The organism is Pseudoalteromonas sp. K222D (genome assembly GCF_017653575.1).
Lineage (GTDB): Bacteria > Pseudomonadota > Gammaproteobacteria > Enterobacterales > Alteromonadaceae > Pseudoalteromonas > Pseudoalteromonas nigrifaciens.
This window is the reverse complement of the sequence record NZ_JAGGDL010000048.1, coordinates 1-24,864: the sequence shown is the minus strand read 5'-3', so window position 1 is coordinate 24,864 and position 24,864 is coordinate 1. Positions and strand designations below refer to the sequence as shown.

Annotated in this window: 26 protein-coding genes and 1 pseudogene; 20 read left to right on the top strand and 7 right to left on the bottom strand. The window is 40.1% G+C overall.

Annotation, left to right across the window (positions count from 1 at the left end; all coding sequences use genetic code 11):
* Positions 1-71: pseudogene (locus tag J5X91_RS16260) on the top strand (elongation factor Tu); the annotation flags it as partial.
* A 380-nt stretch (positions 72-451) separates the two neighbouring features.
* Here J5X91_RS16260 and J5X91_RS16255 read toward each other — a convergent pair.
* The 3 genes from J5X91_RS16255 to hslR all read right to left on the bottom strand — a co-directional run bounded on the left by J5X91_RS16255 (position 452) and on the right by hslR (position 3,532).
* Positions 452-1,990: a phosphoenolpyruvate carboxykinase gene (locus tag J5X91_RS16255; protein ID WP_089367606.1), complete on the bottom strand. Its 1,539-nt coding sequence runs from the start codon at positions 1,988-1,990 to the stop codon at positions 452-454.
* A gap of 261 nt (positions 1,991-2,251) precedes the next feature.
* The gene (gene hslO, locus J5X91_RS16250; RefSeq protein ID WP_208835234.1) at positions 2,252-3,097 is read right to left on the bottom strand and encodes an Hsp33 family molecular chaperone HslO; all 846 of its coding nucleotides are present in this window, start codon (positions 3,095-3,097) and stop codon (positions 2,252-2,254) included.
* A gap of 12 nt (positions 3,098-3,109) precedes the next feature.
* Entirely contained in the window at positions 3,110-3,532 is a 423-nt protein-coding gene (gene hslR / locus J5X91_RS16245) for a ribosome-associated heat shock protein Hsp15 (protein WP_011326947.1), read from the bottom strand.
* 209 nt (positions 3,533-3,741) lie between these two features.
* Between hslR and gspC the strand changes: the two genes are divergently transcribed.
* The 13 genes from gspC to J5X91_RS16180 all read left to right on the top strand — a co-directional run bounded on the left by gspC (position 3,742) and on the right by J5X91_RS16180 (position 15,775).
* Positions 3,742-4,683 (top strand): type II secretion system protein GspC, encoded by a 942-nt coding sequence (gene gspC, locus J5X91_RS16240; protein ID WP_208835233.1) that lies wholly within the window; start codon positions 3,742-3,744, stop codon positions 4,681-4,683.
* A 23-nt stretch (positions 4,684-4,706) separates the two neighbouring features.
* Positions 4,707-6,773, top strand: a complete 2,067-nt coding sequence (gene gspD, locus J5X91_RS16235; protein WP_089367609.1) for a type II secretion system secretin GspD — start codon at positions 4,707-4,709, stop codon at positions 6,771-6,773.
* A complete protein-coding gene (gene gspE / locus J5X91_RS16230) occupies positions 6,766-8,331 on the top strand; it encodes a type II secretion system ATPase GspE (RefSeq protein ID WP_244363913.1) in 1,566 nt (521 codons plus the stop codon). The genes gspD and gspE overlap by 8 nt, the downstream gene beginning before the upstream one ends.
* 2 nt (positions 8,332-8,333) lie before the next feature.
* Positions 8,334-9,569, top strand: coding sequence for a type II secretion system inner membrane protein GspF (gene gspF, locus J5X91_RS16225; protein WP_011326951.1), 1,236 nt, complete (start codon positions 8,334-8,336; stop codon positions 9,567-9,569).
* Positions 9,570-9,634: 65 nt separating this feature from the next.
* Positions 9,635-10,057, top strand: coding sequence for a type II secretion system major pseudopilin GspG (gene gspG / locus J5X91_RS16220; RefSeq protein WP_041454317.1), 423 nt, complete (start codon positions 9,635-9,637; stop codon positions 10,055-10,057).
* Between the two features lie 49 nt (positions 10,058-10,106).
* Complete coding sequence (gspH, locus tag J5X91_RS16215) at positions 10,107-10,691, top strand: type II secretion system minor pseudopilin GspH (RefSeq protein WP_011326953.1); 585 nt, start codon at positions 10,107-10,109, stop codon at positions 10,689-10,691.
* The gene (gspI, locus tag J5X91_RS16210; RefSeq protein WP_086996694.1) at positions 10,691-11,068 is read left to right on the top strand and encodes a type II secretion system minor pseudopilin GspI; all 378 of its coding nucleotides are present in this window, start codon (positions 10,691-10,693) and stop codon (positions 11,066-11,068) included. Before gspH ends, gspI begins: the two co-directional genes overlap by 1 nt.
* The gene (gene gspJ / locus J5X91_RS16205) at positions 11,069-11,743 is read left to right on the top strand and encodes a type II secretion system minor pseudopilin GspJ (RefSeq protein ID WP_011326955.1); all 675 of its coding nucleotides are present in this window, start codon (positions 11,069-11,071) and stop codon (positions 11,741-11,743) included. It begins immediately after the preceding gene.
* Positions 11,743-12,729: a type II secretion system minor pseudopilin GspK gene (gene gspK / locus J5X91_RS16200; RefSeq protein WP_011326956.1), complete on the top strand. Its 987-nt coding sequence runs from the start codon at positions 11,743-11,745 to the stop codon at positions 12,727-12,729. The genes gspJ and gspK overlap by 1 nt, the downstream gene beginning before the upstream one ends.
* A complete protein-coding gene (gene gspL, locus J5X91_RS16195) occupies positions 12,726-13,934 on the top strand; it encodes a type II secretion system protein GspL (RefSeq protein WP_011326957.1) in 1,209 nt (402 codons plus the stop codon). Before gspK ends, gspL begins: the two co-directional genes overlap by 4 nt.
* Positions 13,931-14,404 (top strand): type II secretion system protein M, encoded by a 474-nt coding sequence (locus J5X91_RS16190; RefSeq protein WP_011326958.1) that lies wholly within the window; start codon positions 13,931-13,933, stop codon positions 14,402-14,404. Before gspL ends, J5X91_RS16190 begins: the two co-directional genes overlap by 4 nt.
* Before the next feature lie 3 nt (positions 14,405-14,407).
* Positions 14,408-15,166, top strand: coding sequence for a type II secretion system protein N (locus J5X91_RS16185; RefSeq protein ID WP_086996688.1), 759 nt, complete (start codon positions 14,408-14,410; stop codon positions 15,164-15,166).
* Positions 15,167-15,187: 21 nt separating this feature from the next.
* Positions 15,188-15,775, top strand: a complete 588-nt coding sequence (locus J5X91_RS16180) for a UPF0149 family protein (protein ID WP_011326960.1) — start codon at positions 15,188-15,190, stop codon at positions 15,773-15,775.
* 48 nt (positions 15,776-15,823) lie between these two features.
* Here the strand turns inward: J5X91_RS16180 and J5X91_RS16175 are convergent, their stop codons facing one another.
* Positions 15,824-16,030 carry a hypothetical protein gene (locus J5X91_RS16175; protein WP_011326961.1) on the bottom strand — a complete coding sequence of 69 codons (207 nt, stop codon included), beginning with the start codon at positions 16,028-16,030 and terminating at the stop codon, positions 15,824-15,826.
* Positions 16,030-16,389: a hypothetical protein gene (locus J5X91_RS16170; protein WP_011326962.1), complete on the bottom strand. Its 360-nt coding sequence runs from the start codon at positions 16,387-16,389 to the stop codon at positions 16,030-16,032. The genes J5X91_RS16175 and J5X91_RS16170 overlap by 1 nt, the downstream gene beginning before the upstream one ends.
* Before the next feature lie 280 nt (positions 16,390-16,669).
* Here J5X91_RS16170 and ccoG point away from each other — a divergent pair, with 280 nt between their 5' ends.
* The 4 genes from ccoG to J5X91_RS16150 are packed head-to-tail and all read left to right on the top strand — an operon-like array spanning position 16,670 to position 20,443.
* Entirely contained in the window at positions 16,670-18,100 is a 1,431-nt protein-coding gene (ccoG, locus tag J5X91_RS16165) for a cytochrome c oxidase accessory protein CcoG (RefSeq protein WP_208835232.1), read from the top strand.
* Positions 18,101-18,151: 51 nt separating this feature from the next.
* The gene (locus J5X91_RS16160) at positions 18,152-19,126 is read left to right on the top strand and encodes a serine/threonine protein kinase (protein ID WP_182684520.1); all 975 of its coding nucleotides are present in this window, start codon (positions 18,152-18,154) and stop codon (positions 19,124-19,126) included.
* 34 nt (positions 19,127-19,160) lie between these two features.
* Entirely contained in the window at positions 19,161-19,784 is a 624-nt protein-coding gene (locus J5X91_RS16155; RefSeq protein WP_011326965.1) for a thiol:disulfide interchange protein DsbA/DsbL, read from the top strand.
* Positions 19,785-19,804: 20 nt separating this feature from the next.
* Positions 19,805-20,443, top strand: coding sequence for a thiol:disulfide interchange protein DsbA/DsbL (locus J5X91_RS16150; protein WP_208835231.1), 639 nt, complete (start codon positions 19,805-19,807; stop codon positions 20,441-20,443).
* A gap of 63 nt (positions 20,444-20,506) precedes the next feature.
* On the opposite strand, the gene trmA is transcribed toward J5X91_RS16150, so the two are convergent.
* The gene (gene trmA / locus J5X91_RS16145; protein WP_182684517.1) at positions 20,507-21,610 is read right to left on the bottom strand and encodes a tRNA (uridine(54)-C5)-methyltransferase TrmA; all 1,104 of its coding nucleotides are present in this window, start codon (positions 21,608-21,610) and stop codon (positions 20,507-20,509) included.
* 167 nt (positions 21,611-21,777) lie between these two features.
* Between trmA and J5X91_RS16140 the strand changes: the two genes are divergently transcribed.
* Together J5X91_RS16140 and murI are read left to right on the top strand one after the other, a co-directional pair.
* Positions 21,778-22,905, top strand: coding sequence for a DUF5610 domain-containing protein (locus J5X91_RS16140; RefSeq protein WP_011326968.1), 1,128 nt, complete (start codon positions 21,778-21,780; stop codon positions 22,903-22,905).
* A 77-nt stretch (positions 22,906-22,982) separates the two neighbouring features.
* Positions 22,983-23,780, top strand: coding sequence for a glutamate racemase (gene murI, locus J5X91_RS16135; protein ID WP_011326969.1), 798 nt, complete (start codon positions 22,983-22,985; stop codon positions 23,778-23,780).
* Here the strand turns inward: murI and J5X91_RS16130 are convergent.
* Positions 23,743-24,222, bottom strand: coding sequence for an RNA-binding protein (locus J5X91_RS16130; protein ID WP_011326970.1), 480 nt, complete (start codon positions 24,220-24,222; stop codon positions 23,743-23,745). The genes murI and J5X91_RS16130 overlap by 38 nt on opposite strands.
* Positions 24,223-24,864 lie beyond the last annotated feature (642 nt).

The window sequence follows — 24,864 nt, the reverse complement described above, 5'->3', positions numbered from 1 at the left end:
GTCTTCGTTTCGCTATCCGTGAAGGTGGTCGTACTGTAGGCGCTGGCGTTGTTGCAAACATCGTAGCGTAATAATTAGCCTAGCTAATTAGTACTAAAAAAACCGAGCTTACGCTCGGTTTTTTAATGCCTGATATAAAGTAAACCTTTCAGAACCTAGCTATAAAAAGAGTGCTTAGTGATTTTAAGAGGGGCTATTTAGGCAGGCTTACGATGGGGTAGCTAAGTGGTGTTTTGTCGCTGTGATTGATACTGTGTACTGTATTGGCATTGTAAGAAGTAAGGCTGGGCTGTAGTGCTAAATTAAAGTCCTGTTATTACCTTTGCTACATTAAGTCACTTAGGCTTGATTGGTTGGCTAATACTCTCTTTTAACTTTGGTCATTTATATTTATGGCTGGGATCAAAAACGCCAGCGTTAAGCTGGCGTTTGTTATGCGAGGTTAAAGCTATTATGCTTTAGGTCCTGCATTTTTAATTTCGTCTGATACGTCATATTTAGTGAAGTTTTCAGTGAAATCGGCTGCAAGTTTAGCTGCATATTCAGCATACTTAGCTTTGTCTTCCCAGGTATTAATTGGGTTAAGTAAGTTGCTGTCTACACCTGGAACGGCTACAGGTACGTCTAGGTTTAAAACATCAATGTGTTGAGTTTCTACGCCAACTAGTTTACCCGATACAATAGCATCTACTACAGCACGTGTAGTTGGAATATCAAAACGCTTACCAGTACCGTAAGGGCCGCCAGTCCAACCTGTGTTAACTAGGTATACTTTAGCGCCAAACTCACGTACACGCTTCATTAGAAGCTCAGCATAAACACCTGCTGGACGTGGGAAGAATGGTGCGCCAAAACAAGTTGAGAATGTTGACTCAATATCGCTTGTAGAACCAATCTCAGTAGAGCCTACTTTTGCAGTGTAGCCACTTAAGAAGTGAAATGCTGCCGCTTCTTCAGTCAATATTGATACTGGAGGAAGTACACCACTTACGTCACACGTTAAAAATACCACTGCTTTTGGCTCGCCTGCGCGGTTTTCTACTTTACGTTTTTCAACGTGCTCAAGAGGGTACGCAGCACGGCTATTTTGTGTAAGGCTAGTATCGTTAAAATCAGGTACACGATTTTCATCAAGCACTACGTTTTCTAAAATAGTACCAAAGCGGATCGCATCCCAAATAACAGGTTCATTTTTTTGTGATAGGTCGATACATTTAGCGTAACAGCCGCCTTCAATGTTAAACACACTACCAGGTGCCCAACCGTGTTCGTCATCGCCAATTAAAAAGCGAGTTGGATCTGCTGAAAGAGTTGTTTTACCTGTACCAGATAAGCCAAAGAATAAAGCGGTATCGCCTGCTTCACCAACGTTTGCAGAGCAGTGCATTGGTAATACACCTTTCGCTGGAAGTAGGAAGTTCTGTACAGAGAACATTGATTTTTTCATTTCACCGGCATAACGCATGCCAGCAAGTAATACTTTACGTTGTGCAAAGTTAATGAGTACCGTACCGTCACTGTTTGTGCCATCGCGCTCAGGCTCACATACAAATGAAGGAACGTTCATTACTTGCCACTGAGGTACGTCAGATGAGTTGTAAGATTTAGGTTGAATAAACATATTTTTAGCAAAAATATGATGCCATGCAGTTTCTGTAGTAACAACAACAGGTAGATAGTGCTCTGGATCAGCGCCTACTTCAAGGTGAGAGATGAAGTGATCATTACTTTGCACATACGCCTCTACACGTGCCCACAAAGCATCAAACTTATCTGCGTCGAATGGGCGATTTACGTTGCCCCATTGGATTTCGTTTTCAGTACTAGATTCTTGAACAATAAAGCGATCTTTTGGAGAACGACCGGTGCGATGACCAGTATTTGCTACAAAAGCACCATTGGCTGCTAAAGTACCCTCGCCACGACGGATCGCGTGTTCGACAAGTTCAGCTGCAGTTAGATCGACAAAACGAGTAGCGCTTGAAGTCATGTTTATACCTAAATTGTGTGAGATTGAACGGGATAGCCTGGGTCTTGTTAACCTTTAAGCTACGATTATAGTAACAGATGAGCTAAGGATATTCGAGCTTATGAAGGTGTTAAAAACACATATATTGGGTAAAAAACATGAATAATTTCAATGACACCGGTATCATAAAAACGGCTATTTTTATGATACCGGTGTCATTTTAAAATTATAAAAAAAGCCGCATAGCATGTGACTTTTTTATAATTTAGATTTAATGCGTGATTAGTTAAAAATGTTTTTCACATCTTGCTCATCAAAAAGATAATCTTTTAGACAGTAATGGCAGCTAATTTTGATTTCGCCATGCTCAGCAACATCATCAAGTAGCGCTTGTTGGCCAATATTAACTAATGCAGTCATGGTTTTTTCGCGGGTACAACCACACTTAAATTGAATGCTTTGTGGCTCAAACACACGCGGGTTATCTTCGTGGTACAAACGAGTTAGTACGGTGTTAGCATCAAGCTCTAATAGTTCTTCATCTTTAATGGTATGGCTAAGAGCTTCTAAGTGGGCAAAGTCTTCAATAGATTTTTGTTTATCAACGGGTAAAACTTGTAAAAATAAACCACAAGCTTTGGCATTTCCCTCGGTTGTATCGGTTGCAAACCAAAGACGCGTTTTTAATTGCTCTGATTGCTCAAAGTAAGCCTCTATACATTCACTTAAGGTTTCATGCTCTAAAGGCACTATACCTTGATAGCGCTCCCCTTTAGTTGGCGTAATAGTAATAACCATATAGCCTTGGCCTATCAACTCTTTTACTGTGCTACCTGTTACTTCACTTTGTAAGCGAGCTATACCACGCATGTTTTGTTTATCGTCGCCATTAATTACCGCGTATTTAACCGGCCCATCACCTTGTAGTTGAACCGCTATTTCGCCTTCAAATTTTAAGGTGGCTGTTAATAAACAGGTCGTAACAAGCAGTTCACCCAATAATGCTTTAACTGCATCAGGGTAATTATGATTGGCGATCATTTCGTTGTAGGCATTCTCAATTTGTACGAGTTCGCCACGAACATCGAGATTGTCGAATAAATAACGGTGGAGTAAATCTTGTTGCATGAGCGACTATACCTAACTTAATTTCAATTTTAAAAGTTCGCGTCTTTGCTTCTTATCCGGTTTTTTATCCGGATGAGGTGCAAAAAGGCTGTTATTTTTGCGCGCGATAGAATTTTCTTCGCGTTTAGCAATACTGGCATCAGATTCTTGATACAAGGTCTGTGCAATGGGGGCGCTTTGGCGTTTTTCAAGTATTTTGAGCACAGTTACTATTTTTTCATCTACCCCTTGGGCTAATTTTATAGTTGCGCCTATTTCTACTATTTTGCCTGCTTTGGTACGCTGGCCATTATAATGTACTTTTCCGCCTTGTACCATTTCGCGAGCCGCAGCACGTGTTTTATAAAATCGTGCCGCCCATAACCATTTGTCTAATCTAATTTTTAGCTCATCTTTATGTTCTAAATTAGGGTTAGCATTACTTTTTTTAGCCATAAAGCACCTTTAATAAGTGTTTGCCTAGATTTTAAAATTTACCATAAAAGCTATTTGCGATGAAGGATTACTACAACAGCTGTTTTTATGCAGCGGCTAAATTAAAATCAATCTGTTTACAAAGTTTAATATTAGCATGCTTGTTGAATGAAAAATGAAAAGGTACTATGCATAGCGATTAGGTAAAAACTAAAATAAGAATACTATTTATGGAACAGCAAGTTCAACAATTTAAACATTTTATAAGCCGTTTACCGCATGCCAAATTGAGTGCGGTTGTTACATTATTAGTTGTTGTTTATATTGCTTTTTTATCGTCTAAACTCGTTTGGCTTATGTGGCCAAATCCTATTGTGTCACCACTCACGCCAACCTACTACGGACAACATTCAACTGCAGCAAGTAACAATTATTCTCAACATATAATTGAGCAATTTATATTTGGTAAAATAATTGTTAAAAGCAAGAGCGATGATCACGCTGCGAAAGTTGTTAATGATGCCCCTGAAACGCGCTTAAGTATTAATCTTACTGGTATTGTAGCGGTAAATAACGACGATAAAGCGGGGCTCGCTATTATAGAGTCACAAGGCAAGCAAGAAACCTACCTAGTAGATGAAGCAGTGCAAGGGACGCGAGCTAAACTAGCGCAGATATTACCTGACCGCGTTATTTTAACGGTAAACGGACGATTTGAAACATTAATGTTAGATGGTCTCGACTTTACAAAAACAGTATCTATGCCGGTTTTAGCTGCACGTGATGAAGCTGAAATGGGCCCACAATTAGGGCCTGCCCCAAGTGAGCAACAAATAGATGTAACTGCCGATCCAAACATTAAGCAGGCTTTAATCGAAACCCGTGAAGAGTTGCTCGAAGAGCCCGGTAAGTTATTTGACTATATTCGCGTGTCACAAGCGATGAGCGATGGGGAACTTATTGGTTATCGCTTGAGTCCAGGTAAAGAGCCTGAGCTATTTAAGCAGATGGGATTACAAAATAACGATTTAGCTGTTGCAATTAATGGCTATCAACTAACAGATTTAAAACAGGCCATGGCAGCCATTAATGAGCTGCGTAACAGTACAGATGCCACTATCACTATTGAACGTGATAACCAGCAAATAGACGTACAATTTAGTCTGCAATAACTTAGCATTGGAGTTTTAATATAATGGTTCAGGCGCTACACCTCACAAAAATTAAAAAAGGGTTAGCTAAGTACGCAGCACTTTTTCTAGCAGCAAGCATTTCGTTTTCTGTTGCTGCTGTTGAATACGCTGCTAACTTTAAAGGCACTGATATTAATGAGTTTATTAATATTGTTGGTAAAAATCTTAATAAAACAATAATTATTGACCCTAACGTACGTGGCAAAGTAAATGTGCGTAGTTATGAGTTAATGGGCGAAGCGCTTTATTATCAATTCTTTTTAAATGTATTAGAAGTTTATGGCTATTCAGCCATTGAAATGGACAATAATATAATAAAAATTGAAAAAAGCTCGGATGCTAAAAAATCAAACGTACCGCTAATTACAGATGGCAGTGAAGCCAGCGGCGATATGATGATTACCCGAGTTGTACGGGTTAAAAATGTAAGCGTGCAAGAGCTAGGTCCTTTGGTTCGTCAATTTAGCGACCAAAAAGATGGCGGCCATGTTGCTAACTTTAATGCCGCAAACGTAATGATGCTTACCGGGCATGCTGCATCGGTAAACCGCTTAGTTGAAATAATACGCTCGGTTGATCAAGCGGGCGATAAGCGTGTTGATATTGTAAAGCTTAAATTTGCTACCGCAGATGATGTGGTATCTGTAGTTGATAATATTTATAAAGACAGCGGAAAAGGCAGTATTCCAGAGTTTTTAATACCTAAAGTGGTTGCTGATGGCCGTACTAACAGCGTTATTGTTAGTGGCGAAGGCCAAGCACGCACCCGTGCTATTGAGCTTATTAAGCGCTTAGACGGTGAGCTTGAAAGCCAAGGGAACACTAAAGTATTTTATCTAAATTACGCAAAAGCAGAAGATTTAGTTAAAGTATTGCAAGGTGTTAGTAAGTCGCTAACAGATGACACTCAAGGCGGCAGCGCAACCAAAACACGTACTCGCAGTAACAACGACACCAGCATAGAAGCCCACCCCGATTCAAACTCATTAATTATTACAGCACAACCCGATACCATGCGCTCGCTTGAGTCAGTTATAGAGCGTTTAGATATTCGCCGTGCGCAAGTATTGGTTGAAGCAATTATAATTGAGGTAATGGAAGGCGACGGGATTAACTTTGGTTTGCAGTGGATTTCTGAGCAAGGCGGTATGCTGCAGTTTAATAATGGCACAACTGTACCGGTTGGTGCGTTAGCTGTAGCGGCTGAGCAAGCACGTGATACTACCGTATCTAAAAATATAATTGGCACCGAAACCGGCACTGTTACTCAGGTTGATGAAACCACTCAGGGTGACTACGGCCCATTAGCATCATTACTCGGTGGTATTAATGGTTTAGCCATGGGGGTGATAAAAAATGACTGGGGCGCAATTGTTCAAGCCGTTTCGACCGATAGTAATTCAAATATTTTGGCGACTCCCTCTATTACTACTATGGATAATGAAGAAGCGTCTATTTTAGTGGGTCAAGAAGTGCCCATAATTACTGGCTCACAAACGGGTAGCAATAACGCCAACCCATTTCAAACCGTTGAACGCCAAGAAGTGGGTATAAAGCTTAAAGTAACCCCGCAAATTAACGACGGCTCTGCTGTGCAGTTAACCATTGAACAAGAAGTGTCGAGTGTAAGTGGTGCTACTGCTGTTGATATTTCAGTTAATAAGCGTTCAATTAAAACCACAGTAATGGCCGATGATGGCGGTATGGTGGTGCTTGGCGGCTTAATAGATGAAGACGTACAAGAAAGTGTGTCTAAGGTGCCACTACTAGGCGACATTCCTATTTTAGGTCACTTATTTAAATCAACTAATACCACACGACGTAAGCGTAACCTGATTGTATTTATTCGCCCGACTATTATTCGCGACGGAATTAGCATGAATAAGTTGAGCTTTAATAAATATAACTTTATTCGTGGCGAGCAATTTAAGCAGCGCGAAGATGGTATAGAGTTAATGCCAAGAACCGACACGCCTATTTTACCCGAGTGGAATGATGAGCTAATACTGCCACCTACGTATGAAGAGCATTTACGCAAACAAAATGCACAAGAGCGTAAAGATGACTAAGGCGATTAAAGAGATAAATCAAGATGTGGTTCATCCTAATGCGCATCATCCGGACGAGCTATTAACCAGTGACGACTTAGTTGAGCTGCCCGCTAAACGTTTGCCTTTTTCATACGCACGGCGAGCCGGAGTGTTGCTGAGTAAAAATAAAGAGCAGCGCATAGTGTATTACCGTGGCGAACTTGATATTGACGTACTGTTAGAAGTACGCCGTATTGCAGGACATGGTTTTACGCTTGAGCAGCTTGATGATGACAAGTTTGAGCTACTGCTAGAGGCTTCGTATCAGCGAGATAGTTCTGAAACGCAACAAATGATGGAAGACATTGGCAACGAAGTTGACTTGTTTTCATTAGTAGACGAATTGCCACAAACCGAAGATTTATTGGCAGGCGATGATGATGCGCCAATTATTAAACTTATAAATGCAATGCTCAGTGAAGCAATTAAAGAGGGGGCGTCTGATATTCATATTGAAACCTTTGAGCAAGAACTGGTTATTCGCTTTAGGGTTGATGGTGTATTAAAAGAGGTACTTAAACCTAATCGTAAATTAGCATCCTTGCTGGTATCGCGAATTAAGGTAATGGCTAAGCTCGATATTGCCGAAAAACGTATACCACAAGATGGCCGTATTAGTTTGCGTATTGCAGGGCGTGCAGTTGATGTACGGGTATCAACCATGCCATCGAGTTTTGGTGAGCGTGTTGTGCTGCGTTTACTGGATAAAAATAACGCGCACTTAAATCTTGAAGATTTAGGTATGACCGCACAAAACCGTGAATTGTTTGCAAATTTAATTAGTAAACCTCATGGCATTATTTTAGTAACCGGGCCTACAGGCTCTGGTAAAAGTACCACCTTGTACGCAGGTATGAGTCAAATAAACTCTCGCGATCGTAATATTTTAACGGTTGAAGACCCCATTGAATACGAAATACCGGGCATTGGCCAAACGCAAGTAAATACTAAAGTAGGTATGACCTTTGCGCGTGGCTTACGGGCTATTTTACGTCAAGATCCCGATGTAGTGATGGTTGGTGAAATACGCGACCTAGAAACCGCTCAAATTGGTGTGCAAGCATCATTAACCGGTCACTTAGTAATGTCTACGTTGCATACAAATACTGCTTCTGGCGCTATTACTCGTATGGAAGATATGGGAGTGGAGCCATTTTTACTGTCATCGTCGTTACTCGGTGTGTTATCGCAGCGACTAGTACGCACACTGTGTAAAAGCTGTAAAAAAGAACATGTAGCCGATGAGCGCGAGTGCCAGTTATTAGGCGTACCGTTTGAAAGCAAACCAACTATACACCGTGCAGTAGGGTGTGAGGCATGTAACTTTAATGGTTATAAAGGCCGTACTGGTATTCATGAGTTATTAGTGGTGGACGAAACCATTCGTGAAATGATCCACAATGGTAAGGGCGAGCAAAGCGTTGAAAAATACATTCGCAAGCTCAGTCCAAGTATTCGTCAAGATGGCTGTAGCCGTGTACTTGCAGGTAAAACAACACTTGAAGAAGTATTGCGTGTTACCCGTGAGGAAGGCTAATAATGGCAGCATTTGAATACCGTGCCTTAGATGGCCGAGGCAAAGAAAAAAAAGGCATTTTAGAAGCGGATACAGCAAAACAAATTCGCCAAATATTACGCGATCAAAAATTAACGCCGCTCGAAGTTGTACCCGCGGCGCAAAGTGATAAACAGGTTAAAGGCCAAAAAACGTCATTACTTGGCGGTTTGTTTAAACCTACTATATCAACCTCAGATTTGGCGCTTATAACTCGCCAGTTAGCAACACTCATTCAATCGGCTCTGCCAGTTGAGGGTGCGGTAATGGCTGTGGCTGAGCAATGTGAAAAACCACGTTTAAAACGCATGCTGATGTCGGTTCGCTCAAAAGTAGTGGAAGGGTATACCCTTGCCGACGGTATGAGTGAGTTTCCGCATGTGTTTGACGATTTATACCGCGCTATGGTTGCCGCAGGCGAAAAGTCAGGGCATTTAGACCAAGTACTAAACCGGCTTGCCGATTACACCGAGCAGCGCCAATATATGCGCAGTCAAATAACGCAAGCTATGGTGTACCCCATTATTTTAGTGGTGTTTGCTATTGCAATTGTGTCGGTTTTATTAGGTACTGTAGTACCTAAAATACTTAAAACGTTTGAGAAAACCAAGCAAGTACTCCCTTGGACCACTGAGTGGGTAATGGCGGGAAGTCATTTTGTACAAAATTATTGGTTTATTAGTTTAATTGTAATAACGGCCCTAGCGATAGGGATTAAGCATGCTTTAAAACAGCCTAAAATTCGTTTTTGGTGGGATGATAAAATATTGCATATGCCCGGTATTGGTAAAGTAGCTAGAGGTATTAATACCGCTCGTTTTGCCCGAACTTTAAGTATTTTATCATCAAGCTCGGTACCGCTACTTGAAGGTATGCGTATTGCGGGTGGAGTGCTGATCAACGAAAAAATTAAAAAAGCAGTTGCCGATGCAGCGGATAGAGTAAGCGAAGGGGCAAGTTTAAGAGCGGCCTTACAGCAAACTAAATTGTTTCCGCCAATGATGCTACATATGATAGCCAGCGGTGAAAAATCTGGCGAGCTGGAGCAAATGTTAGAACGCGCTGCTAATAACCAAGATCGCGAATTTGAAAGTATGGTTAATGTATCGCTAAAACTATTAGAACCCGCAATGATCGCTTTAATGGCGGTTATTGTATTATTTATAGTAATGGCAATTTTACAGCCAATTATGGCAATGAATAAAGCTGTAGGGCTTTAACTTAAAAGTAAATTAATGGTTTAATAAACCATTGTTTAGTGTTTTTAGAATAATGAGGTAATTACGTGAATAAACAATCAGGTTTTTCTTTGCTAGAAGTGATGGTCGTACTGGTTATAATTGGCATGATCATGTCAATTGTGGCACCTAATATTATGGGTCAACAAGAAGAGGCCGCTATCGATAAAGCACACTTAGATATTCAGCAGCTTGAAGATGCAATGAGCCTTTATAAGCTTAAAAATAAAAGCTACCCAAGTACCGAGCAAGGCCTAGAAGCATTGGTTAATAAAACCAGCATAGAGCCAATACCAAAACGTTTTCCAGATGGTGGCTTTATTAGTAAATTACCAGAGGATCCGTGGGGCAATACTTATCAGTTAATTAGTCCAGGAGAAATTGGTAAATTTGATATTTTTTCTTTAGGTCCAGATGGCCAAGCCGGCACCGATGACGACATTGGTAACTGGGACGAAGAAAAACAGTAATGGCCATCAATCGCGCAGTGTATTTATATACTAATACCCAGGGCTTACTATGCAAGTAAGCTCTGAGAGATTGCGTGCAAAAAGCCGCGGCTTTAGTTTAATCGAAATTTTAGTGGTATTAGTGATCATCGCTTTTGCCACAAAAATGGTGGTATATAGCTTAGAAGGCGGCGCTGAGGATGAGTTAGATACTCAAGCGCTTAGGCTGCATACCACCATTAATATGGCATCAGAATTTGCTATTTTAAACCAAGTTGAATTGGGTTTTCATATAGACAACAACGTATTTGAGTTTTTAGTTTTTGATGGTGAAAAGTGGGTAAGCTTTGTCAGAGAAGCATTATTTGAGCCGGTTGAATTTGATCCACGCTTTAAACTAGCGCTTAACCTAGACGACTTAGCTTGGGCGCAAGATAACTTACTCGAGCAAGCAAATTGGCGTGAGCTAATGAGCGGCGACGAAGACAGCTTATTGGAGCTTAAAAAGTTTAAAATTCCGCAAGTGCTAATACTATCTTCGGGCGAAGTAAGTGCATTTCAATTAACACTCGAATTAAAAGAGCAAAGCGAGCCGGTTTACTTTATTGAAGGCGAGTTTACTGCGCCAGTGAATTTACGCCGAGAGCCCGAATAATGCGCCAGTATAATAAAGGTTTTACTTTACTTGAAGTGCTAGTGGCATTGAGTATTTGTGCTATGGCAGGTATTGCAGCAATGCAAGCAACCAGTGAGCACATTCATCATCTATCTAGCATAGAAGAGCAAACTTACGCCTCATGGGTTGCCGAAAACATTATGGTAGAGCAGCGTACCAAAGGCGAACAATGGGAAGGGAAAGACGGCGTGCGCGGTAGTGAAGTTATGGCGGGTGTTGAATGGTTTTGGCGCCAAGATATAGGTAAAACCGCAGATAAAGACTTTGTAAAATTAACCATTAATATATTTAGTGATGAAAAATACGAACACTCAATATATGAGCTGGCAACTTATTTAAATAAAGGCAAAAAATAAGTGAAGCAACGCGGATTTACCTTACTTGAAGTGATGGTAGCCTTGGGGATTTTAGGCTTTGTTATTATGGCCACGCACCAAATACTAGATACCACTACCCGCGCCAAAGAGGCTTCGGATGATAAAATAGCCGAGCTAAATGGTTTGCAAACCACCTTTAGGTTAATGGATCAAGATTTTAGTCAAATGACCAAACGTGCTGTACGCAATGAAGCAGGCGATGTGCAAGAGCAGTATTTGCTAGCCGGACGCTATGTTTTAGATAGCCAATATGATGGCATTGGCTTTGTGCGCGACGGCTGGATAAATCCAATTAATTTATTACCACGCTCAGAATTACAAGCTGTGGGTTATCGCGTAATAAACGACAACTTGGAGCGAGTGTACCGTGTATATGTTGATCAGCTTGATAATATGGAGCCGCGTGTACAGGTTGTTTTAAAAAACATTGAAGAGCTAAAGTTTGAATTTTTAGACGATAAAAACGAATGGCAAGCTAAGTGGCAAATTAAAGCGCTCCCCAAAGCGGTCGCTGTTACGCTGCAACAAATAGAGGCAGAGCCAATTAGGCGAGTATTTTTAGTGCCAGGACAAGGTAAAGAAATTCTACCATCGAGCCCATCAACTGATGATGCACTGGCCGATGAAGGTAACCCGCAAGAAGGTGGGCAGTAATGGGGCTGCGTTCTTCTCGTGGAGCCGCACTTGTTATTGTGCTGTTTATTGTTGCATTAGCGGCCATTTTAGCCGTAGAAATGAGTGCTAACTTAATGGTGCAAGTGCAAAAAAGTACTAACTTACAGGGTCATCAACAAGCTAAGTGGTATGCCTATGGTGCAGAAGAGCTTGCCATAAAAGCGCTGATTAAAAGCAAAAGAGACGATCCTGACAAAACCACGTTAGATCAAATATGGGCGCAGCAAGGCGATATACCTTACCCAGTTGATAACGGCACACTAAGCGGAAAAATAACGGATTTACAAGCATGTTTAAACTTAAATGCTATAGCCGTAGAACCAGATTTAAATAGTGCTAGCAAAACCAATCCAGCGCACAAGGCCTTGTTCGCATTACTTGAAAATATTGAAGATTTACCGGCACAAGAGTCAGAGGAAACCATGGCTGACAGTGTGTTTGATTGGCTAGACGAAAACAGCATTACATACCGTTCAGGAGCAGAAGAAGGGGAATACTTGTCGCGTCAATTTCCGTACATGACCGCCAATAGCTTATTTGCATCAACCTCAGAGCTGCGTTTGGTTAAAGGTTTTAACCCATTAGTAATGGAAAAAGTGCTGCCTTATGTTTGTGTAATACCTGGTAGCACTTTATTGTCTATTAATGTGAATACCTTAGCAGCAGAGCAAGCACTCATTTTGAGTACCCTTATAGATGAGCTAAGTGTATCGGGTGCTGAAGCTGTGATTGCTGCTCGCCCAGATGCAGGCTTTGAAAGTAAAGCTGCCTTTTTTGAACAAGTTCAGCAGCAAGGCGGGCAAAACGTCAAAGCGGTAGAAAAATTGTTTAGTATTAATAGCGAATATTTTAAATTACAAACGCAGGCAAACTTTGTTGATCTGCGTTTTTCGATGACCACATTACTGCACGCCAAAGACGGCGACGTAACGATACTGGCGCGAAAATTTGGAGGCGTACAGTGACAGAAATACTGTTGATCCGCACGGGTCAAACCGAACAAGAATTACTTAATTGGTTAATATACTCACCACAAGAACAACAAATAATAGCCAGTGGTGAGCTAGTTAATGCCAGTTATTTAAACGAACTGAGCGAAAAATCGCTAGGGCGCGAAGTCGTTGTATTATTGCCTTGTGACCAAGTGCAATTAAAAACGGTAATGCTACCGACTAAATGGAATCGTAAGTTAGAGCAAGCTTTGCCTTATATGCTCGAAGAAGATATAGCGTGCGATATAGATGAGCTATTTATTGCTGTAGGTGAGCCAGTGATGATTGGCGAGCAGCATGCTGTTCGTGTTGCTATGACCGACCGCGAATGGTTTGAGGCGTGGCTAGCGCTATTTGCAGAGCATAATTTATCGGTATATAAAATATTACCCGATGCTTTGTTATTACCCCCAGCAGATGAGGACACAGTAACGGCAATAGCACTTAATAATCAGTGGTTATTTAAACAAGGCCCATGGCGTATAAGTGCAGTAGAGACGAGCTGGTTAAATGGTTACTTAACAGCAATGGGTAATCCAGATGTAAAGCATTTTAGTCCGGCGACTCAGTTTCCTGAAACGGTAAACTTACAGGCTCAAACCAGTGATTACGACCTACCGCTGGCCTTATTTGCTAAGCAACTAGAGCATACTAAGTTTAATCTTCGCCAAGGTATGTATCAGCTTAAAAAGAAAAGCACCTTATGGTGGGGGTACTGGAAAAGTGCTGCCATTATTACCAGCGTTGCCTTAGTAGCGAGTATTACGATTAAAGCTATAGAGTTGCATCAGCTAAATACCCAGTTAGAACTTGCTAAAGCACAGGTAATTGAGCGCTACCAAAAGGCATTTCCGGGAACTAAGGTTCGCCCACACCTTATTAAAAACCAAATTAAAGGTGCACTGGCAAAAATACAAGATACCAGCGACGCTGGATTTTTAGAGTTAACCACAGAATTAGTGGGGGTGTTTTCGCAGGTAAGTAATTTTACCCCTGAAACACTGCGTTATGACAAAAAACGTAATGAATTACGTATGAGAGCACGCGCAAAAGACTTTCAAACCTTTGGTAAAGTTAAAGCCATACTTGAACAGCAAGGGTTAACGGTTGATCAAGGTTCGTTAAGTAACGATGGTGACTTTGTGGTTGGCGAAATTAAACTGCGAGGTGCAGTATGAAGCAGCAGTTAATTAAACATTGGCGCTCACTAAAAGAGCAAGAGCAGCAGTTAATAATCGTTGCGAGTGGTATTTTTATTGTGTTTATTTTAGTGATGGGCATTTTTAGACCCTTAAATAATGCAATAGCAAGTGCTGAGCAATCGCAATTAAAACAGCAAGAGCTACTAGTGTGGGTTGACGAAAGTATTGTAAAGCTCAAGGCCGCTGGTAATACACAAGTGGTTAATAGTCAAAACATTAGCCAAATAGTTAACGCCACCCGCGGACGCTATAAAATAAATATTAGTAAAATGCAGCCAAGTAATAACTCGCTACGTTTAACGCTCGACTCAGTAGAGTTTAATCAATTAATACTGTGGCTTGATGAACTGGTCAATCAACATGGTCTACGGGTCGAAAATTTAGATTTGAGCCGTGACGATAAGTCGGGCTATGTACGTGTTAGCCGTTTGCTATTAGAGAAGTAATGAATGAAAAAAATAATAACCTTATCCATTGTATTTTTACTTAGTTTTATTGTGTTTTGTATTATTAAGTTACCTGCAGCGGTGGCCATTGACCTAGCAAAACCTTATTTTCCTAAGCAACTTGAAGTAGGGCAAAGTGTTGGCACTATTTGGCAAGGGCAAATGATGCAAGTGCGCTACCAAGGTGAGCAATTAAATAATGTGCGTTGGGATGTTGCCGGGTGGGCATTATTTACCGGTAAGTTAAATGCCAATGTAAAATTTGGTGACCCACGTGAGCGCAGTGATATATCGGGTTATGCAGATGTGAGCTTTGGTTTATTTAATAAGCAAGTGAAAGTAACCAATGGATTAGTGCGCTCAACAGTTGAAAGAGCGATGCAACGCATACAACTTCCGTTACCTGTAACCGCTAAAGGTCGTGTGATCTTGGAATTGGCAGAGTATACATCGGGCGCACCTTATTGTGAGTCACTGCAAGGCGAGATAGCGAGCCCTAATATTGACGTACAAGGTTTGAACGGTTGGTTTAATATAGGCCCGCTTGGTGGTAACCTAAGCTGTAAATCGGGCGACATAGCCATACTTATCGACCCAGATAACACCTTAGGGCTTGAAGCTGATGCAACCCTAAAAGCTAATTTTGACTTTAAAGTATCAGGCTATGTAAAGCCCGATGCCACGTTGCCAAAAGATGTACATGATGCGGTTAAGTTTTTAGGTCGTCCAGATAATCAAGGCCGTTACCCGCTCAACTTTTAATGTTTAATATAAAGAGTTTTAATGCAATTACCCCAATTTACTGAGCAGCACGCTAAGCAGCTCAGCACATTTTTAGACACCCAGTCTCAAGCGATGACGCTAACGCAAAGCCAAGGTTATTTATTTGGCGTAATTTGCTCTCCTGAGCCTCTAGACGTACATGAGTGGATGGCAGCAATTTTGCCTAATACAGCTAATAATGTAGATGAAGAAATGCTATTTTTATTTATGGCGTTATACCATCAAATTAGTGAGCAAGTATTTGAAGTAGGCTATAAATTACCAGCACAATATAATTACGAATTTTGCAGTAATTGGAGCGCAGGTTTTGTAACGGCAACAACGTCATATACTCAAAAGTTATTAAGTTCAACCGCGTTAGAGGCAGAATATAAACAAGCCCTCGAAAGTGCTCAAGCCACATTAAGCTTTTTTGCACTTGATGGGCAAACCATTAGCCAAATAGCGTTACAAAACAGTATTGATGAGCAGTTACTTTGCCAGCAGCAATATGAGCTAATGGGCGACTTTGCGCTAGGCTTTGCAGAGCTAGTGGAAATAGTCGCGCTTAATAGTGGCTTGTACACAGATGAAGGCTGGGAAGAGTAGTTTAGGTGCAGTAATGAGTTGAGCTCAAAATATAGCCGTGAAATAAGTTTAAGCGCCTAGTTCTAATATAATATCAGTGCAGCCTTGCTTGCACTTAATCAGCCCTTTACCCGGCTCGCTGGTGGCTAAGTCGAGTGTTAAAACCCCATTACATTTTTCGCACTTTAGCGTTTTACCCTGCGTGAGTTTTTTAAGCATATTACGTTGCTGGTGAAATGAGTCGCTGGCTTTTTTATTTAATCCAGAAAAGTCCATTATTTACCTCGCATGTGTTCTAGTGAGCCGGATACTATTTTACATACAGTGTTTAAGCGCTCATCATAAAAATATAGGTTTAAGTCGCGCTCACGGCAGTAGCGTAAGTGAAATAATCTTATTGAGTCATCGGTAGTAAATGTTTTTTCGGTGTACTCACGCTCAGATTCAGACAGCGTTAACTGCGCACTAATTTTGTTTTTAGTCATACTGGCAGTAGGGCTGCGATTCACTTTGCTTGCATCACTTAAAAAGTCAATACCATCGTTAAATAACCGCTCACGAGGCTCTTTCACCAAAGGGTGATCGACTGTGAAAAAGGCGAGGACTACTATTACCAAAATAATAAATTTTTTCATAGTTGGGTAAACTTTGATCCAAATAACATAAAATGATGCTGCAGTGTAATAAAATGCATTTGAAAAGCAAGTAACTAAAGTGAATAAATTATTAGCGATCTATGCCAGTAATTTTAGCCAATATTGTTATAATAGCTAACAGCAGTTAGATATTTCTGAAATATCTGAAAGTATTCAAGTCTTGTTATAAATATTATACGTAATAAGTACGTTATTACACTATAAGGTAAACCTTGAATATAGCTGAATTTTTATTTCCAAGCGGTGTTGAGGAACTTCGATGGACAAACAAATTAAAGTAAAAAATATACCAGTTGAAGTAAAGATTCAAAAGCCGGATCTTAGCGGGCAACAGGATCGGTTTAATCCACGTAATCGTATTTACGTGCGTGCTGTTAATGGCTTGCACCAACTTCTTAGGCAGCGAATTGGCTTTTTAGGTCTGTTGGCATTTATGCTGCTACCTTGGATAAATTTTAATGGTGAGCAGGCCGTTTTATTTGATTTAATAGGTCAAAAATACAATATTTTTGGTTTAACTCTGTGGCCGCAAGACTTTACCATACTCGCCTTTATTTTTATGTTGGCCGCGTTTGCTTTGTTTTTGGTTACTACTTTTTATGGACGAGTGTGGTGTGGTTATACCTGCCCACAAACAGTGTGGACCTTTACCTTTATTTGGTTTGAAGAAAAGTTTGAAGGTACGGCAAATCAACGTAAAAAGCTCGACCAACGAGCAATGGACTTTGATAAGTTTTGGCGCAAAACCGCTAAGCACACCAGTTGGATTTTGTTTTCTTTATATACAGCAATTACATTTGTTGGTTACTTTACCCCTATTCGTGAGCTACTCCCTGACTTTGTTACCTTTAATGCCGGTAGCTATGCCTTAATGAGTATTATCTTTTTTGCTGCTTGTACATACGGCAATGCTGGGTGGATGCGCGAAATTATGTGTTTACATATTTGCCCATACTCACGTTTTCAGTCAGCCATGTTTGATAAAGATACCTATACAGTATCGTATGATGAAAAACGTGGTGAAAGCCGTGGCCCACGCTCGCGCAAAGTGGCACACCAAGATTTAGAAATAGGCGACTGTATTGACTGTAATTTATGCGTGCAAGTATGCCCAACCGGCATAGACATTCGTAATGGCTTACAAGCAGAGTGTATTAACTGTGGCGCTTGTATTGATGCATGTGATGGGGTGATGGATAAAATGAATTATCCACGCGGACTTATTTCTTATACCACTGAGCGAAACTTAGAAACGCCAGAGAATAAAACCAACCCATTGCGGGCAAAAATTATTGGCTATATAGTGATCCTGGTTATTTTAACCAGTGCCTTGGTTGCCAATATTGCGCTGCGTAAAACGATGGAATTTGATATTATTCGCGATCGTAATCAGTTATATAGGGTTGATTTTGAAGGGTTGGTAGAAAACACCTACACCTTAAAAGTGATCAACAAAGCGCAGTATGAGCAAACCTTTACAGTTAAAGTGCAAGGGCTCGATAACTTTAAGTACATAGGTAAACAAACGTTTAGGGTTAACGCAGGGCAATCGCACAATGTGCCTTTATCACTGGTTATGGATCCGTATGACTTAAAAGCGCCAATGACAGAATTTAACTTTGTGCTATCGCCGGTAGGCGAGCCCGACAATCAAATATCACAGTCGAGTAACTTTTTTAAAGCGCGGTAAAGTTTAACAAAAAGCGGGGTGTTCCCCGCTTTTATTTTATATAAGAAGTGTATGAGTAAATTTAGCTTTATTGATTTAACCCCAGATCTAATTCTTGATGCCATAGAAAGTGTTGGTATTTATGTTGAGTCTGGTTTATTGGCGTTAAATAGTTACGAAAATAGAGTGTATCAATTTGTAGCAGAAGGCGGAAAACGCTACGTTGTTAAGTTTTATCGTCCAGAGCGTTGGAGCGAGGAGCAAATACAAGAAGAGCATGACTTTGCTTTTGAGTTAGCAGAGGCCGAAGTACCGGTTGTTGCGCCAATGGAATATAACGGGCAAAGCTTATTTGAACACCAAGGCTATTTATTTACTTTATTTCCAAGTGTTGGCGGGCGTTTATTTGAAGTCGATAACTTAGATCAACTTGATGTACTAGGGCGCTTAATTGGCAGAATGCATCAAGTTGCTAAAACAAAACCATTTACACAAAGGCCCACCCTAACCTGCGAAGAGTACTTACATACAGCAAAAGTTCATCTGCAAAAAAGTAACTTAGTACCTATGGGATTAGAAACTGCTTTTTATACCATTTTAGATTTGGTTATTAAGCAGGCTCAAACACAGTATACCAATGTAAAAACGATACGTTTGCATGGGGATTGCCATGCTGGCAATATATTATGGGCAGGCGATGCGTTAATGTTTGTTGATTTAGATGATAGTCGCCAGGGGCCACCCATTCAGGATCTATGGATGATGCTAAGTGGCGATCGACAAACGCAGCTGTTACAGTTAGATACCTTAGTAACCGCCTATGAAGAATTTTGTGATTTTGATCACTCGCAGCTTAAGTTGATCGAACCACTTCGAGCTATGCGTATCATCCATTATATGGGGTGGGTTGCAAAACGATGGAGCGATCCGGCTTTTGTGCGGAACTTTTCATGGTTTGCAGATGACAAATACTGGGAGCAACAAATTTTAGCACTTAAAGAGCAGCTTGCCGCATTGCAAGAAGCACCGCTAAAATTATTGCCATAACATTTTATTCAAAAATATGTACAACGAGAGACTAATGCTTAAAAAATTAAAACTGAGCCTACTACTTCTTTGTCTACCTTTTGCAGCACTTGCAGCAAACTTTGAAGTAGGTAATCAATATACAGTTATCGATATCGAAAAAAGTACTACACCACAAGTTACCGAATACTTTTCGTTTTATTGCCCGCATTGTTTTAAATTTGAACCGGTTGCACACGCAATTGAAGAAAACCTACCTGCAGGTGCGGTGTTTATAAAAAATCACGTTAACTTTTTAGGCGGCGTGTCGCCACAAACACAAAGTAATTTGAGCCTAGCGTATTTAGTTGCTAAAAAGCACGGGCAAGCTGATACGATTACAGACAAGATTTTTAAAAGTATTCATGTTCAGCGCGCACCACTGACTGAAATTAAAGATTTAAAAAAATTATTAGATATAAATGGCATTAGTAGCGATACGTTTGATCAAGATATTGCCAGTATGCCAATTATTGCAGCTGAACAAGCAATGCAAGATAAACAAAATAAATACTCAAAATTAGGTGCGTTAACAGGCGTTCCTACTTTTATTGTAAACGACAAATATAAAATCAATCTAAATACCATCAAGAGCCAAGAAGAGCTTGATGAGTTAGTTTCATTTTTACTCGCACTATAAATTTTTGGAGCCATATAATAATGATAAAATTAGTTAAAGCAGGTTTACTTGCTGTATTACTACCTTTCGCTGCAACAAGTTTTGCAGCAACCTTTGAGGAAGGTGTACATTATGAGGTTGTGTCTGAGCGCGCAACTAAAAAACCAGAAGTGAAAGAGTTTTTCTCATTTTACTGTCCTGCGTGTAATAACATGGAGCCACTGGTAGCCGAGATTAAACCAATGCTCGATAAAGGCGTAAAGTTTAAAAAGAGCCATGTTGATTTTGTTGGCATACGCGATACCGAGCATCAACAAATGATCAGCCAAGCGTTAGCAACGGCTGAAGTGTTACCACAAAAAGATAAAATTATTGCGGCTATCTTTAGTCACATTCATACAAAGCGCGCAAATTTTAATGAATTAGCCGACGTAAAAGATGTGTTTGTAGCCCAAGGCGTTGATGGCGATAAGTTCGATAAGTTATTTAAAAGCTTTTCGGTACGTACATTAAGCTCAAAAATGAAGCGCGACCAAGATTACTTTAAAGAAAAAGGTGCATTGCGTGGCGTACCAACTTTTATTGTAAATGGTAAGTACAAACTACTTCTAGGTCGCGAATCGGGTATTAGCGAACCCGCAGATATCACAAATCTAATTAACTACTTGGCAAGCAAGTAAAGTTAACCCCATAAAAAAAGCTCCTTAGGAGCTTTTTTTATGGGTAATTTTTAACTGCTTATTTTAAGTATTCTTTTTTTGTAAAAATACACCCGACTCAATATGGTGCGTATAAGGGAACTGATCAAAAATCGCAAAGCGTTTAACTTCATGGGTGCGGGTTAAGTGATCAAGGTCGCGCTCTAGTGTCTCTGGGTTACACGAAATATAAATAATACTTTCGTAATTTGCTACTAAGTCACACGTTAGGGTATCCATACCGGCACGTGGCGGATCAACTAAAATGGTTTGGCAATTGTAGCTATTTAAATCTATACCTTCTAAACGAGAAAAACTGCGTTCGCCATTCATGGCTTGAGTAAACTCTTCGCTCGACATACGAATAATATCTAAATTGTCTACCTTGTTTTGCGCTATATTATACTGCGCTGAGTGTACCGACGACTTTGATATTTCGGTTGCTAGTACTTTATTAAACGAGCCCGCTAACGCAATAGAAAAGTTACCGTTACCACAATAAAGTTCAAGTAAATCATTTTTAAGTGGCTTACATAAGTCTTGCGCCCACTCTAGCATTTTAATATTTACTTTGGCATTTGGCTGGGTAAAGCTGTTTTCTACCTGCTGATATATTAGTTCTTGGCCATTCACGTTTAAGCGTTCGGTAACGTAGTCATCACCAAGCATTTCTTTTTGTTTGCGGGCACGGCCAATAAAGTCAATTTTATACTTACTGCTTAACTTTTCTTTAAGCGCGTTAATTTCACTCAGCCAATGCTCATCAAGTGGCTTGTGATATAACAGACTCACTAAAATCTCACCGCTTAGCGTAGATAAGTAATCAATCTGAAATAGTTTACGACGCAAAATTTCACACGACTTTAAATTATCAATCATTACTTGCATCACTTCACCTACCAAAGGAGCGGCAGGGTCAAAGCTATCAACGCGAATTTTGTCTTTAGTTTGTTGATCAAACATTATATGAAACAGATCGTCACCATCGTGCCATACTCTAAACTCAGCGCGTTGGCGGTAGTTAATCGGCTCTGAGCTAAATACCTCAAGTTTATCCACACCAAAACGTTGAAATTGGGCAGCAATACGCTGTTCTTTTTCGCTTAACTGCGCATCGTACTGTGAGGTGTCTATTTTAATAACTGCCATTAACGCTATAACCTTATCTTTGAGAGCTGTTTATCGGCGCTATTGTAGGGAGCGAGATGTATTTGTCTAGTTTTGATGAAATATATATTGGTTTTTTTTTGAGCATCTAGCTACAGAAATAACTTACAGTGCCGATAAGTAAGGCAAGCATAGATAGGAGTCGGATCATGAAAATCGGTAACTTTGGCTTTGTTCCAAACCACAATATTAATAAATACGGTAATAAAGGGGCTTTACAGCAACCTACAATACAGTCGCCTCAAGATAACTATCAGCAGCGCGGTAAAGAACTTGCTGCCAAAGTGCTCGGTGACAAAATGGCTCAAGCTCTTGGCTTACCGATAAGCGAGCCGAAAAAAGATAAACCGCTTTTTGATTTTGATGAAATCGTTAAAAACGTTTTAGACTTCGTTACCAGTGCAGTACGTAAAGCAAAAGCCAATGGTGCCGACGATGAAAAACTCAAAGGTATGTTAGGTGATGCTCGAAAAGGTGTGCAAATAGGGATTGATGACGCGGTTGATGAATTAAAAGGCAATGGCGTGTTTAACGACGATATCGCACAGGGTATTAATAAATCTAAAGAAGGCATATTTAATGGCCTGGACAAATTTGAAGACGATTTATTTAATCCTAAACCCGCCAGTGTCTCTGTTAGCCAAGCTCAGTATGCAAGTTTAAGTAACAAAGCAGAATATAAATTTACTACCGCCGAAGGAGACGAAGTGAGTATTAGTTTTGCTGATGCTTATGAGTCACAATCAGCCAGTCGTTATCAGCAAAATGGGAATAGTGAATCTTTTGTAAGTGAGTCGTCGCAGTCTCGTGAGTTGTCATTTTCTATGTCGGTTAATGGCGATTTAAATGAGAATGAACAAAAGGCGATTAATGAGCTAATGGCTGACTTACAAAGTGTAAGTAGCACCTTTTTCAGTGGTGACTTAGATAAAGCATTTGAAGAGGCGCAAGCACTAAGCTTAGGCAACGAACAGCTGGTGGCTTTTTCAATGGATTTACGACAAACCAAAACAGTCGCTACAGTTAAAGGTTACGAAGAGTACAAGCCAGTTCCTGAAAAAGCAGTAGCTGATAAATTAGCGCCGTTTAACGACGACTTAAAAGCTGTGTTTAATAAAGCCACAGAGCTGGGCATACAAAACCAGTTATCGGGTATTGTGCAGTGGTTAAATCAAGATCAAGCAGAAATAGATAAATTGGTAGATTACACCAAAGCTATGTTCGAAAACCTTAATCAATTAAATGCAGCAACGGACGAGCTAGCCAATCAACAATAGTTGTACCACTAAACTACTTTCTTTTATAAAAATCACATGGCAAACTGCCGTTCTTAACTTAGAGTAAGGACAGTAGTTTGTCAGCGCACATAATGGTTTTTGATTCAGGTATTGGTGGTACTACGGTACTTGAACATATTCAGCAAAGTATTCCAGATGCGCAATACAGCTATTTTATGGATAATGCGCTATTGCCATACGGCGCTCAGTCACAGCAAACGATTATTAACCGCTTATGCGCACTCATTCACTTTATTAACCAGCAAGCGCTTAATGTAGATTTAATTGTTATTGCATGTAACACCGCCTCTACTTCTGCGCTTGGGGCAGTGCGCCAAATTACTACTATTCCTATAGTGGGGGTGGTACCGGCGATAAAACCTGCTGCGCAACTTACACAATCTAAACATATCGGCCTACTGGCAACTCCAGCAACTATATCAAGTCCCTATACGCGCACACTCATACAAGAACATACCAACAATATAGCAGTTAGCTTATATAGTAGCGTTGAACTAGTTACTTTAGCCGAGCGTCTGTTTTTTGAACAAAGTTTAGATACAACTAAACTACACCAAGAACTCGATCGTTTAAACATAGATCAGTCTATAGATGTATTAGTATTAGGCTGTACGCATTTTCCTATTTTGGCAGAGCCGATTAGTCAGTACTTTAATAGGAAAGTGCAGCTACTTGATTCAGGTGCAGCGATTGCTAAGCGAGTTCATTACTTAATTAGCCAGCTTAATTTAACGAATAACAATATTGCAGATACAAAAAAGCCGCTGCAATATTATGCAACGGCTAGTGTGAGTAGTAAGTTAGCTGTAAAGCTAGTTACACTGATTGATCCGGCTCAGAACGAAGAGCGTTAGAATCATCTTCTTGTTTTTGTTTTGCTTCACGTACCTTTAAGGTACGTTGTTGGAACTCGCTATCGTTTAACTGCGCTATTGCATTGTCGGCATCAGCTTGCGCCATTTCAACAAAACCAAAGCCACGACGCTTACCTGTATTTTTGTCCTTTAATAAGCGAACGTTGAACACTTTGCCTTGCTCTTCAAATAAAGCACGTACCACACCTTCGTTTGCACGATAAGGAAGGTTACCAACATAAAGCGTTTTGGTTTTTACTTCGGCTTCTACTACACCGTCAGACGACATCGCAGCAATAACAATACCACCAATGAGCAAACCAACAGCAAATAGTAGTGCAGGGTCTAACTCTAGGCTTTCAAGTGCGAACTTAACTATAACAAAACCAACAACAGCAAGAATAACTGAGAGGATAAAAGATTTTTGATCGGGTAATTTCATTTTGATCTACCAATAAACAGGAAATAAACATTAATTTAACATTGTGAACTTGCTATCTTAACGCCTTAATTCAACATAGCAATAAAATTTATAGTAAATAATATAAAACAGGGTGAAAAAGCATCGTTTTATACATGTTTTTATCATGTTTCACTTGCTATCGATTACATTTTGTTCGAACAGTAAAAAGATCTAAAAAAAGGCTTGATCTGTTTTCGGATCTCCCTATAATGCGACCCCACTGAGAAGGGAAACGCCGAAGCATAGCAAGGCAGCAACTACTTAGAGAGTTAAATAAAACTTCGGTTTTAAATCTTCCAAAAAGAAAGTTTAAAACAAAGTGTTGACTCGAAAAATAAAGGATGTATTATACGCATCCCTTGAGACGCTAAAGCGACTCAAAACGTTCTTTAACAATATAAAGCAATCATCTGTGTGGGCACTCGTACAGATTGAGTTCTAACAGCCAATCTACTTACTCTTTATGGGTAATTAGCGAGGCAAACAAATTAGAGTCTCAATTGAAAACTGAGTGACCAACAGAAGCAACTTATTTATAAGTTGCTTCGGCACAGTCAATTCAATATCGAAAGATATTAAAATAAATTCAGAATTCATTGAGCTGTCGAAAGACATAAAACT